The 14,194-nt window shown below is 72.2% G+C and carries 13 protein-coding genes; 10 read left to right on the top strand and 3 right to left on the bottom strand.

Annotated features, from left to right (window positions below):
- Nucleotides 1-36: 36 nt before the first annotated feature.
- Nucleotides 37-2,193, top strand: a complete 2,157-nt coding sequence (locus tag ACH41F_RS11110) for an OmpL47-type beta-barrel domain-containing protein (RefSeq protein ID WP_398835353.1) — start codon at nt 37-39, stop codon at nt 2,191-2,193.
- Between the two features lie 103 nt (nt 2,194-2,296).
- On the opposite strand, the gene ligD is transcribed toward ACH41F_RS11110, so the two are convergent.
- Nucleotides 2,297-3,313 (bottom strand): non-homologous end-joining DNA ligase, encoded by a 1,017-nt coding sequence (ligD, locus tag ACH41F_RS11105; protein ID WP_398834433.1) that lies wholly within the window; start codon nt 3,311-3,313, stop codon nt 2,297-2,299.
- A 75-nt stretch (nt 3,314-3,388) separates the two neighbouring features.
- Between ligD and ACH41F_RS11100 the strand changes: the two genes are divergently transcribed.
- Nucleotides 3,389-4,456, top strand: coding sequence for an ATP-dependent DNA ligase (locus ACH41F_RS11100; RefSeq protein ID WP_398834431.1), 1,068 nt, complete (start codon nt 3,389-3,391; stop codon nt 4,454-4,456).
- A 25-nt stretch (nt 4,457-4,481) separates the two neighbouring features.
- Here the strand turns inward: ACH41F_RS11100 and ACH41F_RS11095 are convergent, their stop codons facing one another.
- Nucleotides 4,482-5,672: an alcohol dehydrogenase catalytic domain-containing protein gene (locus ACH41F_RS11095; RefSeq protein ID WP_391235280.1), complete on the bottom strand. Its 1,191-nt coding sequence runs from the start codon at nt 5,670-5,672 to the stop codon at nt 4,482-4,484.
- A 199-nt stretch (nt 5,673-5,871) separates the two neighbouring features.
- On the opposite strand from ACH41F_RS11095, the gene ACH41F_RS11090 reads away from it, so the two are divergent.
- Nucleotides 5,872-6,891 (top strand): DUF3048 domain-containing protein, encoded by a 1,020-nt coding sequence (locus tag ACH41F_RS11090; protein WP_398834429.1) that lies wholly within the window; start codon nt 5,872-5,874, stop codon nt 6,889-6,891.
- Between the two features lie 86 nt (nt 6,892-6,977).
- On the opposite strand, the gene ACH41F_RS11085 is transcribed toward ACH41F_RS11090, so the two are convergent.
- On the bottom strand, nt 6,978-7,442 hold the full coding sequence (locus ACH41F_RS11085) for a MarR family transcriptional regulator (RefSeq protein WP_391235284.1): 465 nt from the start codon (nt 7,440-7,442) through the stop codon (nt 6,978-6,980).
- Nucleotides 7,443-7,668: 226 nt separating this feature from the next.
- Between ACH41F_RS11085 and ACH41F_RS11080 the strand changes: the two genes are divergently transcribed.
- The 7 genes from ACH41F_RS11080 to pcaD are packed head-to-tail and all read left to right on the top strand — an operon-like array spanning nt 7,669 to nt 14,107.
- Entirely contained in the window at nt 7,669-8,424 is a 756-nt protein-coding gene (locus ACH41F_RS11080; RefSeq protein ID WP_391235286.1) for a 3-oxoacid CoA-transferase subunit A, read from the top strand.
- Nucleotides 8,424-9,068 (top strand): 3-oxoacid CoA-transferase subunit B, encoded by a 645-nt coding sequence (locus ACH41F_RS11075; RefSeq protein WP_391235288.1) that lies wholly within the window; start codon nt 8,424-8,426, stop codon nt 9,066-9,068. Before ACH41F_RS11080 ends, ACH41F_RS11075 begins: the two co-directional genes overlap by 1 nt.
- On the top strand, nt 9,065-10,267 hold the full coding sequence (locus ACH41F_RS11070) for a thiolase family protein (protein WP_398834426.1): 1,203 nt from the start codon (nt 9,065-9,067) through the stop codon (nt 10,265-10,267). Before ACH41F_RS11075 ends, ACH41F_RS11070 begins: the two co-directional genes overlap by 4 nt.
- Nucleotides 10,268-10,278: 11 nt before the next feature.
- Nucleotides 10,279-11,052 (top strand): protocatechuate 3,4-dioxygenase subunit beta, encoded by a 774-nt coding sequence (gene pcaH / locus ACH41F_RS11065; protein ID WP_391235292.1) that lies wholly within the window; start codon nt 10,279-10,281, stop codon nt 11,050-11,052.
- Nucleotides 11,053-11,058: 6 nt separating this feature from the next.
- On the top strand, nt 11,059-11,664 hold the full coding sequence (pcaG, locus tag ACH41F_RS11060) for a protocatechuate 3,4-dioxygenase subunit alpha (RefSeq protein ID WP_391235294.1): 606 nt from the start codon (nt 11,059-11,061) through the stop codon (nt 11,662-11,664).
- Nucleotides 11,661-12,995, top strand: coding sequence for a 3-carboxy-cis,cis-muconate cycloisomerase (gene pcaB / locus ACH41F_RS11055; RefSeq protein WP_398834424.1), 1,335 nt, complete (start codon nt 11,661-11,663; stop codon nt 12,993-12,995). Before pcaG ends, pcaB begins: the two co-directional genes overlap by 4 nt.
- Entirely contained in the window at nt 12,992-14,107 is a 1,116-nt protein-coding gene (gene pcaD / locus ACH41F_RS11050; RefSeq protein ID WP_398834422.1) for a 3-oxoadipate enol-lactonase, read from the top strand. Before pcaB ends, pcaD begins: the two co-directional genes overlap by 4 nt.
- Nucleotides 14,108-14,194 lie beyond the last annotated feature (87 nt).

Below are 14,194 nucleotides of genomic sequence, written 5' to 3'. Positions count from 1 at the left end.
AGAGTGCTGACCGCCCTGCTGGCCGCCGTACTGATCATGCTCGGCCTCCAGACGGCCCCCGTCTCCGCCCGGCAACCCGTGGAACGGGCCACCGCCGCCGCCCAGACACTCACCTGGACGGCCGGTGACGACATCACCAAGTACACCTCGGCACCGGCGACGGCGGTGGCGGGAGCGGCGACGATCGTCTTCGAGAACAGCACGGCGACCGGCAACACCACCGGGATGCCGCACACGTTGACGTTCGTGACGAGCGACCCCGAGTTCAACAGCGACGTCACGCTGAACATCCTCGCCAACCCGAACGACGACATGGGCGGCCGTCACACCGCCGAGGTCACCCTCACCCCGGGCCGCTACTTCTACCACTGCACGATCCCGGGCCACGGGCAGATGCAGGGCATCCTCGTGGTGACCGAGGGCACCGGCGAGGACACCACTCCGCCCGAGGCGGCGGCGCAGGTCACCGGAACACAGAACGCGCGCGGCGAGTACGTCGGCTCGGCGAGCGTCGCGATCAGCGCGACGGACAACGCCGGCGGGTCGGGGGTCGACGGCATCCAGTACGCGGTCGGCGACACCGGCGCCTGGCTGCCGTACACCGCCCCGGTCGTCGTCGACCAGGTCGGCGGCCACACGATCCGCTACCGGGCGCTCGACAAGGCGGGCAACGTCTCCGCCGAGAAGCGCGTCCAGTTCACGGTCGTCCCGCCGGCCTCCGACGACACCACCGCCCCGGACACCTCCGCGACGGTGACCGGCGAGCAGGACGCCACCGGCGCCTACCTCGACATGGCGACGGTGACCGTGTCCGCCTCGGACACCGGCTCCGGGGTCAACACCATCGAGTACGCCATCGGCGACGGTGCCTGGCAGCCGTACACCGCGCCCGTGATGGTGCACCAGGTCGGCGCCCACACCGTGCGCTACCGGGCCACCGACAAGGCGGGCAACGTCGCCGCCGAGAAGAGCGTGCGGTTCACGGTGGTCGCGACGCCGACGCCGGACACCACGCCGCCGGTGACGGGCGTGACCGTCGAGGGCACCAGGAACTCGAGCGGAGCGTACGTCGGCAACGCCCGGGTGACGGTGAGCGCGGCGGACGAGCACGGCGGTTCCGGTGTCGACCGGATCGAGTACTCGATCGACGGGGGACCCTACCTCGCGTACACCGCGCCGGTGGTCGTCGACCGCGCCGGCACCCACACCCTCGCCTACCGGGCGAGCGACAAGGCGGGCAACACCGCCACCGCCCGGACGGTGACCTTCACCGTGGTGTCGAGCCAAGTGCCCGCGCCCAACTGCCCGGAGTTCGACGAGCGGTTGACGGTGATCGTCGGCGAGGTCGACTCCGGGGTGCCCAACCGGCTCACCAACAGCCGGTGCCGGATCAACGAGCTGATCGAGGACGAGAAGGAGTGGACCTCCCACGCCCTGTTCCTCAAGCACGTGAAGACCGTCCTCGACAAACTGCTGAGGGAAGGGGTCGTCGACCAGCGGGAGTACAACGCGATCCAGAAGGCCGCCCGGCAGTCCGGGATCGGCAAGCCCGGGCAGACCGAGGGCTACCGCACCATCCTCGACGGCAGTGCGGAGTCCTTCGCCAAGTGGCAGCACGTGGGCGGGGGCTCGTTCGGTCTGAACGCCGACGGGTCCATCACCTCGGGGACGACGAGGTCCGGTCTCGGCATGCTGTGGTTCCCCGAGCGCAAGTACGGCGACTTCTCGCTGCGCCTGCAGTGGCGGGACGACGCGCCCGGCACCGGCAACGCCAACTCCGGTGTGTTCGTGCGGTTCCCGTGGATCCACGACCATCCTGAGGAGTCCCGGCCGGAGTGGGCCGCCATCAAGTACGGACACGAGGTGCAGATTTTGGACCGGCCCGACGGCGACATGTACAAGACGGGTTCGATCTACGGGTTCGACCGCGTGGGCCTGGCCGGCGCGGGCGTGACCCAGAAGGGCACCTGGAACGACTACGAGATCCGGGTGGTCGATCAGCACTACTCCATCTACCGCAACGGCGTGCTGATCAACGAGTTCGACAACATCGGCGGTCAGGACTTCGTGCCGCCCCGATCGGACGACCCTGGCACGGACGGCCGGCGGTTCGCCACCGGCTACCTCGGGCTCCAGGTGCACGGCACGACGGACGTCGTCTCCTTCCGGGACATCCGGATCAAGGAGCTGTGAGCGGGACGCCCGAGTCCCTCGGGTGATCGACGAGTGCGGCCCGTCGCGGTGGCGGCGGGCCGCACCCGTCTGACGTGCAGACCCGGTCGTCCGCGACGGGCCGTCAACTGTCCTCGTGCCGGGCCCGGCTCGGCTGCACCCGCCGGGGTTCCCCGGGCATCTTCGGGTATTCCGGCGGGTACGGCAGGTCGCCCAGTCCGTGGTCGTGCTCGTCCTTGCGGGCCAGCTCCAGCAGCGCGTCCAGGGAGAAGGCGTGGTCGTCCATGTCGGCGTGCACGTCGCCGAGTTCGGCGAAGCGCGCGGGCATGGTCGCGAGGTCGAAGTCCTGGGGGTGCGCCTCGCCGACCTCGTCCCAGCGCAGGGGCGCGGAGACCGGGGCGTGCGGGCGGGGCCGTACGGAGTAGGCGGAGGCGATGGTGCGGTCCCGGGCGGTCTGGTTGTAGTCGATGAAGATGCGCTCGCCCCGCTCCTCCTTCCACCACTTGATCGTCACCCGGTCCGGCATCCGGCGTTCCATCTCCCGGCCCACCGCGATGGCGGCCCGCCGGACCTCCGTGAAGGTCCAGCGGGGTTCGATCGGCACGAAGACGTGCAGTCCCCGGCCGCCGGAGGTCTTCGGCCAGCCCCGCAGTCCGCCGAACTCCGCCAGTACGGCACGGAGTTCGCCGGCCGCGCGCACGGCGTCGTCGTAGTCCGTGCCCGGCTGCGGGTCGAGGTCGATCCGGAGTTCGTCGGGGCGGTCCACGTCGTCACGGCGTACCGGCCAGGGGTGGAAGGTGAGGGTGCCGTACTGGGCGGCCCACACCACCGCGGCCTCCTCGGTGGGGCACATCTCGTCGGCGGAGCGGCCGCTGGGGAAGGTGATGTGCGCGGTCGGGATCCAGTCGGGCATGTTCTTCGGCGCGCGCTTCTGGAAGAAGGACTCGCCGGCCACCCCGTCCGGATAGCGCTCCAGGGTGGTGGGGCGGTTCCGCAGGGCGCGCAGGATGCCGGGGGCGACCGCCTGGTAGTACCGGGCGAGGTCGAGCTTGGTGAAGCCGCGCTCCGGGAAGAAGATCTTGTCCGGGCTGGACAGCCGTACGGTCCGGCCGCCCACCTCCAGTTCCACCGCGTCTCCCATGCCAGCCACGGTAGGTGCACCACGCATACCTCGCACACCGGGCATTCAAGGGCCTACGGGTGCAGAATCGGCAGCATGGATCTGCCGGTGATGCCGCCCGTGAAGCCGATGCTCGCCAAGTCCGTGGCGAAGATCCCGCCGGACATGCAGTACGAGGCGAAGTGGGACGGGTTCCGGGCGATCGTGTTCCGCGACGGCACCGACGTCGAGCTGGGCAGCCGTACCGGAAAGCCGCTGACCAGGTACTTCCCGGAGCTGGTGGCGGCGCTGAGGGAGCGCGTCCCGAAGCGCTGCGTGCTGGACGGGGAGATCGTCATCGCGCGGGACGGGCGGCTGGACTTCGACGCGCTCACCGAGCGCATCCATCCGGCCGACTCCCGGGTGCGCACGCTCGCCGAGCGGACCCCGGCGTCCTTCGTCGCCTTCGACCTACTGGCCCTGGCGGACGAGTCGCTGCTGGACGTCCCGCTCACCGACCGGCGCGCGCTGCTGGAGAGGGCCCTGGAGGGCGTCACCTCGCCGGTCCATCTGGCGCCGGCGACCACCGACATCGAGGTGGCGCGGGGCTGGTTCGACCAGTACGAGGGGGCGGGGCTCGACGGGGTCATCGCCAAGCCGCTCACCCTGCGCTATCTCCAGGACGAGCGGGCCATGTTCAAGATCAAGCACGAGCGCACGGCGGATGTCGTGGTCGCCGGCTACCGCTTCCACAAGAGTGGCCCGGTCGTCGGCTCGCTCCTGCTCGGCCTCCACGACGACCAGGGTGTGCTCCAGCACGTGGGCGTGTCAGCCGCGTTCACGATGAAGCGGCGCGCCGAACTGGTGGCGGAGCTGGAGCCGCTGCGCATGGACGACGTCAGCGGGCATCCGTGGGCGGCGTGGTCGGACGAGGCCGCGCACGAGACGGCCCGGCTGCCCGGCGCGCCGAGCCGCTGGTCGGGCAAGAAGGACCTGTCGTGGGTGCCGCTCAGACCGGACCGGGTGGCCGAGGTGGCGTACGACCACATGGAGAACGGGGCACGCTTCCGGCACACCGCCCGCTTCCGCCGCTGGCGCCCGGACCGGACCCCAGACGGCTGCACCTTCGCGCAGCTGGAGGAGCCGGTCCGGTACGACTTGGACGAGATCCTCGGCGGCCCCTGACCGGGGGCCGCCGGGGTGGTCGGGCTCAGGGCTGCATCAGCACCTTGACCGCGCCCTCCTGCTTGCGCTGGAACATCTGGTACGCGTGCGGGGCGTCGCTGAGCGGCACCCGGTGGGTGGCGAAGTCGTCGACGCCGAGCGGGTCCTCGTCGGTGAGGTAGGGGATGATCGCGTCGCTCCAGCGGCGCACGTTCGCCTGCCCCATCCGCATCTGGATCTGCTTGTCGAACAGGGTGAGCATCGGCATGGGGTCGGCCATCCCGCCGTAGACGCCGACGAGCGAGAGGGTGCCGCCGCGCCGTACCAGCTCGATGGCGGTGTGCAGGGCGGCGAGCCGGTCGATGCTGAAGCGCTCGGCGAACGGGCCGCTGATCCGGCGCGGCAGCACGGCCGTGGCCTGCTGTGCCAGCCGGGCCGCCGCGCTGCCGTGCGCCTCGGTGCCGACCGCGTCGATCACGGCGTCGGGGCCGCGGCCGTCGGTCTCGTCACGGATCGCCTGCACGAGCTCCTTCTCGTTGTCGAAGCTGCGGAGGTCGTACGTCTCGACGCCCCGCGCGCGTGCCCGGCGCAGCCGATCGCCCACCAGGTCCACCCCGAACACCCGCCCGGCGCCCCGCACTTGAGCGACCCGGCAGGCCATGTCCCCGATGGGCCCGAGGCCCAGTACGGCGACGCTGCCGCCCTGCGGGACGTCGGCGTACTCGACCGCCTGCCAGGCCGTCGGCAGCACGTCGGACAGGTAGACGAACCGGTCGTCCGGCGGGCCCTCGGGCACCTTGATGGGCCCGTACTGGGCCTGCGGGACGCGCAGGTACTCGGCCTGGGCTCCCGGGACCGCGCCGTACAGACGCGTGTAGCCGAACAGGGCCGCGCCCATGCCCTCGCTGGTGACCTGTGTGGTCTCGCACTGGGTCGGCAGCGCGTTCAGGCACATCCAGCAGTTGCCGCAGGCGATCTGGAACGGCACCACGACCCGGTCGCCCGCCTTGAGGTCCTGGACCCCCGCGCCGACCTCCTCGACGATGCCCATGGGTTCGTGCCCGAGGATGTCACCCGGTGTCATGAACGGCGTGAGCACCTCGTAGAGATGCAGGTCGGAGCCGCACAGGCCGGTGGAGGTGATGCGGATGACCGCGTCCGTCGGCTCCTGGATCCGTGGATCGGGCACGTCCTCCACCCGTACGTCCCGCTTGCCCTGCCAGGTCACTGCCTTCATCGTGGGCTCCCTTCCGTGCGGTGGAGGCGCCCCGGGTACCCGGGGCGCACCGCGCCGAACCGCGTTCTTCGGCCGCTCGGCGTAGGCAGCCGCTCCGTCGGAGGTATTCGCCCCCGCCACCGATCCGGACCGGGTATGGCCAGCAATGAACACATAAGCGCACAATCAGTGAAACGACTCTTGGGTGGCGACGGTGGGCATGGGGCGAAGGGCGCGCACGCGGCGCGCCACGACGGCGGCGGCACTCCTGGCCGCCGCTCTGACGGTTTCCCTGGCGGCGGGCTGCACGGGCACCCACCGGCCGGGACCGGTCGAGGACGGAAGGGGCACCGGACACGACGAGGGCCGGAGCGGGACACCTGACCAGGGCGAGGACCAATGGCCGCCGCCGAGCGGGCTGACCGGCGCGTCGGTGCTCGCCGTGAAGATCGACAACGCCCGGGCGGCCCGGCCGCACACCGGCACCGACTCCGCGGACGTCGTCTACGCCGAGCAGGTCGAGGGCGGTCTGAGCCGGCTGATGGCGGTGTACGCCACCAAGCTCCCGAAGATCGTCGGACCGGTGCGCAGCGCACGGGAGTCCGATCTGGAGCTGCTGCGCCAGTTCGACAACCCCACGCTCGCCTTCTCCGGGGCGCAGGGCAAGCTGCTGCCGCTGATCGACAAGGCGCCGCTGAACGCGCAGACGCCCGGCAAGACGTCCGGCGCCTACCACCGCGGCGCCACCCGGCCCGCGCCGCACAACCTCTACCTGCGCCCCGACCGCGTGACGCCCACGGTTCCGGGCCCGGACGCCCTGACCACCGGGTTCACCTTCGGCAGCGCCCCGGCCGGCGGGACGAGGGACACCTCCGAGACCGTGCGCTACCCGGCGGCCTCGTTCACCTTCACCTGGTCGTCGAGCCGCGAGCGCTATCTGGTCTCGATGGACGGCACCCCGGCCGTGACGACCGCGGGCAAGCGGCTCGCACCGGCGACGGTCGTGGTGCAGTACGTGAAGGTCCGCAAGTCCGACTTCTACGACTTCCTGGGCAACAACACGCCCTACACCGAGACCGTGGGCTCCGGGAAGGCGAAGGTGCTGCGCGACGGGAAGGCGTACGACGTCACCTGGGAGCGCGGGTCGGCCAGGGACGGCACGACGTTCACGACGGACGGCGGCGACCCGGTGAACTTCGCCGAGGGCCAGGTGTGGGTGGTCTTCGCCAAGGCCTCCTGAGGGGCCCCGGGAGCGGGTCCTGGGTGCCGGAAGGCGGGAGCCGGGAGCCGAGTGCCGGAAGCCGGGGCCGGGTGCCGGAAGCCGGGTCAGCGCTGGGCGGCGAGGGGTTCCGCGGGGTTGCGCAGCCCCTCCGCCGCGTCGCAGACGCGCTGGATCAGGTCGAAGAAGACGGACTGCTCGGCCGCGGAGAGCGGGGCCAGGAAGACCTGGTTCATCCGGGCGGTGCGCACGGTCAGCTTGCGGTGGGTGCGCGTCCCGTCCTCGGTCAGGCGCAGCAGGAAGCGCCGGCCGTCCTGCGGGTCGCGCACCTTGTCGACCAGCCCGCGCCGGCCGAGCCGGCTGATCACCTCGGCGATGGTGGACCGGTCGAGCCCTACGCGTTCCCCGACCGTGCGCTGGTCCAGGCCCGGCTCGGCGACCAGCGCGTTGAGGACCGCGAACTGCGGAGAGGTGATCTCCTCCGAGACCATCGTGTTCCACAGCAGGTAGTGCGCCTGCTGGAGCCGCCGGGCCAGGTGCCCGGGGTGGGTGGTCAGATCCACCGCGGCCATGTGCGCTCCTGAGATCGGATTCGTCAGTGCACGGTGCATAGGTGCACGATTTCGTCAGTGCGCTGAACGATACCGGGCGGACGCGGAGCTGTCTGCCCGACCGCCCATGCGGATGACCTCCCACTTCTCCCAGGTCTTGACGCGCTTCCCCGTCCGGTGGCAGCGTGAAGGAAACTTCACCGAGATACTCAGTGCCCTGACTAAACAGCGGGATGGAGCTTCACGCATGGACAAGGTGGTCGCCACCGCCGCGGAGGCGGTGGCCGATGTGCCGGACGGCGCGACACTCGCCGTCGGAGGCTTCGGGCTGAGCGGTGTGCCCAACGTGCTGATTCAGGCCCTGTACGAGCACGGGGTCGGCGGCCTCGGCGTCGTCTCCAACAACTGCGGGGCGATGGAGTCCGGGCTGGCCGTGCTGCTCTCCGCCGGCCGGATCGCCCGCGTGACCGGCTCCTACATCGGGGCCAACAAGGAGTTCGCCCGGCAGTACCTGTCCGGCGAGCTGGAGGTCGAGATGATCCCTCAGGGCACGCTCGCCGAACGGCTGCGCGCCGGCGGCGCGGGCATCCCCGCCTTCTACACCCCGGCCGGTGTCGGAACCCAGGTCGCCGACGGCGGTCTGCCCTGGCGCTACGACGGTGCCGGCGGCGTCACCCTGGCCTCGCCGCCGAAGGAGGTGCGGGAGTTCGACGGCACCGAGTACGTGCTGGAGCGCGGCATCCGTACGGACTTCGCGCTGGTGCGGGCCTGGAAGGGCGACCGGCACGGCAACCTCGTCTTCAACAAGTCCTCCCGCAACTTCAACCCGCTGGCCGCGATGGCCGGACGGGTGACGATCGCCGAGGTCGAGGAGCTCGTCGAGCCCGGCGGGATCGACCCCGACGCCGTGCACCTGCCCGGGATCTTCGTGCAGCGGGTGGTGGCCCTGACCCCGGAGCAGGCCGCCGACAAGCGGATCGAGCGGCGGACGGTGAGCAGCTGATGGCCTGGACACGCGAGCAGATGGCCGCCCGCGCGGCACGGGAACTCACCGACGGCGCCTACGTCAACCTCGGCATCGGCCTGCCGACGCTGATCCCCAATCACCTCCCGCCCGGCGTCGAGGTGATCCTGGAGTCGGAGAACGGCATCCTGGGCACCGGGCCCTACCCGACCGAGGAACAGGTCGACCCGGACCTGATCAACGCGGGCAAGGAGACCGTGACGGTCCTGCCCGGCGCCTCCTTCTTCGACTCGGCGCTGTCGTTCTCGATGATCCGCGGCGGCCACATCGACGTCGCCGTCCTGGGGGCCATGCAGGTCTCCGCCAAGGGCGACCTGGCCAACTGGGCCGTCCCCGGCAAGATGATCACCGGGATCGGCGGCGCGATGGACCTCGTACACGGCGCCCGCACGGTCATCGTGATCATGACCCACACCGCCAAGGACGGGTCGGCGAAGATCCTCGAGGAGTGCGCGCTGCCGCTCACGGGCAAGGCGTGTGTGAACCGGGTCATCACCGACCTCGGCGTGATCGACGTGACGCCGCAGGGTCTCGTGTTGACCGAGGTCGCCCCCGGGGTCACGGTCGACGACGTCATCGCCAGAACCGACGCCAAGCTGACGGTCGCGGAGGACCTGCTGTGAAGCCCGTGTACATCGTGGACGCGGTCCGCACCCCGATCGGCCGCTACAACGGCGCCCTCGCCCCGGTCCGCCCGGACGACCTCGCCGCGCACGCCCTGCGCGCACTCCTCGCCCGCACCCCCGACCTGGACCCGTCCCGGATCGAGGACGTCTACTTCGGCAACGCCAACGGCGCGGGCGAGGAGAACCGCAACGTGGCCCGCATGGGCGCGCTCCTCGCGGGCCTGCCCACCTCGGTGCCGGGCGTGACCGTCAACCGGCTGTGCGCCTCGGGCCTGGAGGCCGTGATCCAGGCGGCCCGTGCCATCGCCGCCGGGGACGCCTCGATCGCCGTGGCCGGTGGCGTGGAGTCGATGACCCGGGCGCCGTACGTGCTGCCCAAGAACGACCGGGCCTTCCCCGCCGGCCACACCGAGCTGTACTCGACCACGCTCGGCTGGCGCATGGTCAACCCGAGGATGGACCCGCAGTGGACCATCCCGCTGGGCGAGAGCGCGGAGTTGATCGCCGACAAGCACAAGATCACCCGGGAGCGGCAGGACGAGTTCGCGCTGGCCTCGCACCAGAAGGCGGCACGGGCCCAGCAGGCCGGGCTCTTCGACGCCGAGCTGGCGCCGGTGAGCATTCCCCGGCACAAGGGCGAGGCGGTGGTGTTCGACGCCGACGAATGCGTACGGCCGGACGCCTCCCTCGCGGCCATGGCCAGGCTCGAGCCGTCGTTCCGTACGGAGGGCGGCACGGTCACCGCGGGCAACGCCTCGCCCCTCAACGACGGTGCCGCCGCGCTGCTGCTGGTCGACGAGGAGGGCCTGCGGGCCACCGGCCGCGAACCGCTCGCCCGGATCTCCGCGACCGGCGTCCACGCCCTCGACCCGGACTACTTCGGACTGGCCCCCGTCGAGGCCGTCAACCGGGCCCTCACCAAGGCGGGTAAGGGATTTGACGATCTGTCAGTCCTGGAGCTGAACGAGGCCTTCGCCGCGCAGGTCCTCGGATGCGTCGCCGAATGGCCCGAGTTCGACCCTGCGATCCTCAACCCGCAGGGCGGCGCCATCGCCCTCGGCCACCCCCTCGGAGCCTCCGGCGCCCGGCTCGCCGGCACGGTCGCCCACCAACTGGCCCGCAGGGGCAGCGGAGTCGGCGTCGCCACCCTCTGCATCGGCGTAGGCCAGGGCCTCGCCCTCGTCCTCGAACGTTAAGGGATGCCCTCATGACTCTCACGCAAGCCGACATCGACCGGGAGATCGCCGCCGAGCGCGCCGCGTACGAAAAGCGCCTCGCCGACGGCGCCCCGGTCGAGCACCAGCCGCGCCGCGACTACGCGCCGTACCGCTCCTCGGTGCTGCGCCACCCCAAGCAGCCGCCGATCGCCATCGACGTGTCCCAGGACCCGGAACTGGTGGAGCTGCACTCCCCCGCCTTCGGCGAGCGGGACATCACCGACGTCGACAACGACCTCACCCGGCAGCACGACGGCGAGCCGATAGGTGAGCGCATCACCGTCTCCGGGCGGCTGCTGGACCGCGACGGACGTCCGGTCCGCGGTCAGCTGATCGAGATCTGGCAGGCCAACTCGGCCGGCCGGTACGCCCATCAGCGCGAGCAGCACGACGCCCCGCTGGACCCGAACTTCACCGGCGTCGGCCGCACCCTGACCGACGACCAGGGGCAGTACCACTTCACCACCGTCCAGCCGGGCCCGTACCCCTGGCGTCAGCACCTCAACGCCTGGCGGCCGGCGCACATCCACTTCTCGCTGTTCGGTTCGGCGTTCACCCAGCGGCTCGTGACGCAGATGTACTTCCCGGCCGACCCGCTGTTCCCCTACGACCCGATCATCCAGTCGGTGACGGACGACGCGGCCCGCCAGCGCCTGGTCGCGACGTACGACCACGACCTGTCGGTGCCGGAGTTCTCGATGGGCTACCACTGGGACATCGTGCTCGACGGCCCGCACGCCACCTGGCTCGAAGAAGGGCGCTGACCTGCCATGACGAAGATCGACACCAGTCGTCCCGAGACGGTGCTGCCCACGCCGTCGCACACGGTCGGGCCCTTCTACGGGCACGCCCTGCCCTTCCCCGGCGGCGAGGACATCGCGCCCGTCGGCCACCCGGACACCATCGCCGTGCACGGCGTCATCCGCGACGGCGCGGGCGACCCGCTGCCGGACGCGTTCGTGGAGCTGTGGGGCGCGGCCCCGGACGGCACGATCCCCCGGGTGGACGGCTCGATGCGGCGCGACGGGGCCAGCGGCGGCTTCATGGGCCGCACGGGCGTGGAGTTCACCGGATGGGGACGGAGCCAGACGGACGCGAGCGGGCACTGGTCCGCACGGACCCTGCGCCCCGGTGCGCGCGGTCGGAGCGCGCCCTACCTCAGCGTCTGCGTCTTCGCGCGCGGACTGCTGGTGCACCTGTACACCCGGATCTACCTGCCGGGCGACGACGCGGCGCTGGCCGCCGACCCGCTGCTGGCCCGGGTCGACCCCGAGCGGCGCGGCACGCTGATCGCGACCGAGGGGGCCCCGGGGACGTACCGTTTCGACATCCGCCTTCAGGGCGAAGGCGAGACGGTCTTCCTGGAGTTCCAGTGACATCTGCCCCGGAGCCCGACGCCGGTCTGCTCGCCCCCGGGTGGGCCGGCTCCCCCGCCGCCACCGCGACGAGCGATGCCGCGTATCTGCGGGCGCTGCTCGACGCGGAGGCCGCGCTGACCCGAGCCCAGGCCACGCTCGGGCTCGCCCCCGAGGCGGCCGCCGCCGCGGTGACCGCGGCCGCCGGGTCCGGACGCTTCGACGCCCGGGACATCGCCGTACGGGCGCGTGGCGGCGGCAATCCGGTGATCCCGCTCGTCGCCGACCTGACGGAGGCGGTGGGGACGGAGCACGGCCCGTACGTGCACCGGGGCGCGACCAGCCAGGACATCCTGGACACCGCGACGATGCTGGTCGCGGTGCGCACCCTCGACCTGGTCCGCGCCGACCTCGGGCGCACCGAGGCGGCGCTGGCCCGGCTCGCGGCCGAGCACCGGGACACCGCGATGCCGGGACGCACCCTCACCCAGCACGCCGTGCCGACGACCTTCGGTCTGAAGGCCGCCGGGTGGCGCTCGCTGGTCCTGGACGCCCGGGACCGGATCACCGCCGTACGCGACACGCTGCCCGCCCAACTCGGGGGCGCGGCTGGGACGTTGGCCGCGTTCACCGTCTACGGGGCCACGGACCCGACCGCGCTGCCGGTGGCGTACGCGCGCGAACTCGGTCTGCGCGCACCCGACCTGCCCTGGCACACTCTGCGCACCCCGATCGCCGACCTCGCCGGCTGCCTGGCCCTCACCGCCGGCGCGCTCGGCAAGCTCGCCACGGACGTGCTCACGCTCGCCCGTACCGAGATCGGCGAGGTCGCCGAGGGCAGCGGCGGCGGCTCGTCGGCCATGCCGCACAAGGCCAATCCCGTACGGTCGACGCTGATCGCCGCCGCGGCCCGGCGGGCGCCGCAGCTCGCGGCCGTGCTCCACGGGGCGCTGGCGGCCGAGGACGAGCGGCCCGCCGGGGCCTGGCACGCCGAGTGGGAGCCGCTGCGCGACCTGCTGCGCCTGGTGGGCGGCGCCGCCCGGGACGCCGCGGAACTGTCCGAGGGGCTGCGGGTGCACGCGGACGTGATGCGTGCCCATCTGGACCTCACCCACGGGCTGATCGTGTCCGAGCGGCTCTCCGCCGAACTGGCACCCGTGCTGGGCCGGGCCCGCGCCAAGGCCCTGCTGACGGAACTCGCCCGGCGCACCTACGCGGAGGAACGCAGCCTGGGCGAACTCCTCGCCCAGGAGCCTGAGTTGAGCGGCATCGACCTCGACAGCCTCACCGACCCCACCCGGTACACGGGCGCCGCCGCCGCCCTCACCGACCGTGCTCTGGAGCGACGTTGACCGACACTGTTCTCAACCACCGCATCGAGGGGCCCGATTTGGCCCCGCCGCTGCTGCTCGGGCCGTCGCTCGGGACCTCCTACGCCCTGTGGGACCAAGTCGCGCCGGAGCTGTCCGTCACCCATCGGGTGGTCCGCTGGGACCTGCCGGGTCACGGCGGCAGCGCGGCCGACCTGATCGGTCCCGGTGCGAGGGTCGGTGACCTCGCGGACCTGGTGCTCGCGCTCGCCGACTCGCTCGGCGTCGAGCGGTTCGCCTACGCCGGGGTGTCGCTGGGCGGGGCGGTCGGACTGCATCTGGCCGCGCACCACCCGGAGCGGGTCTCGGCGCTGGCGGTGCTCTGCTCGTCGGCTCACTTCGGCGGCGCGAAGGCCTGGCGGGAGCGGGCCGCGCGCGTCCGGGCCGAGGGCATGGACTGGCTGGTGGAGAGCGCGGACGCCCGCTGGTTCACCCCCGGGTTCACGGTGCCCCGGCTGGTCCGGGACCATCGGGAGGCCGACCCGGAGGCGTACGCGGCCTGCTGCGACGCGCTCGCCGCCTTCGACATCCGGGACCGGCTGGCGGAGATCTCCGCGCCGACCCTCCTCGTCGCGGGCCGGCAGGACCCGGCGACCCCGCCCGCGCATCTGCGGGAGATCGCCGACGTGGTGCCGGACGCCGCGCTCGTCGAGATCCCGGGCGCCTCGCACCTGGCGGTCGCGCAGTGCCCGGAGGCCGTACTGACCGCCCTGCGCGCCCACTTCGACGGCGGCGCGAGGCGTGGCATGCGGGTGCGGCGCGAGGTGCTCGGTGACGCCCACGTGGACCGGGCGCAGTCCCGGCAGTCGCCGTTCACCGCGCGTTACCAGGACTTCATCGCGCGCTACGCGTGGGGCGAGATCTGGACCGACCCGACGCTCAGCCGCCGCGAACGCAGCATGATCACGCTGACGGCCCTGGTCGCGCACGGCCACTACGACGAGCTGGCGATGCATGTCCGGGCGGCCCGGCGCAACGGCCTGACCCCGGACGAGATCGGCGCGGTGCTGCTCCAGACCGCCGTGTACTGCGGGGTCCCGGCGGCCAACTCGGCGTTCGCCACGGCCCAGCGGGTGCTGGAGGAGGAGGGGTGACCTCGCCCGCGACGCAGGGCCGGTCAGGGTGCCGGGGGCGCACCACAGGTGCCGTCGGCGGCCAGGGCGTACAGGAGCGGCCGTCGG

It is taken from the genome of Streptomyces sp. NPDC020489 (assembly GCF_044386545.1).
In the GTDB taxonomy this organism is placed as follows: Bacteria; Actinomycetota; Actinomycetes; order Streptomycetales; family Streptomycetaceae; genus Streptomyces.
The sequence above is the reverse complement of the archived record's forward strand: the minus strand, read 5'-3'. Positions and strand labels throughout refer to the sequence as shown.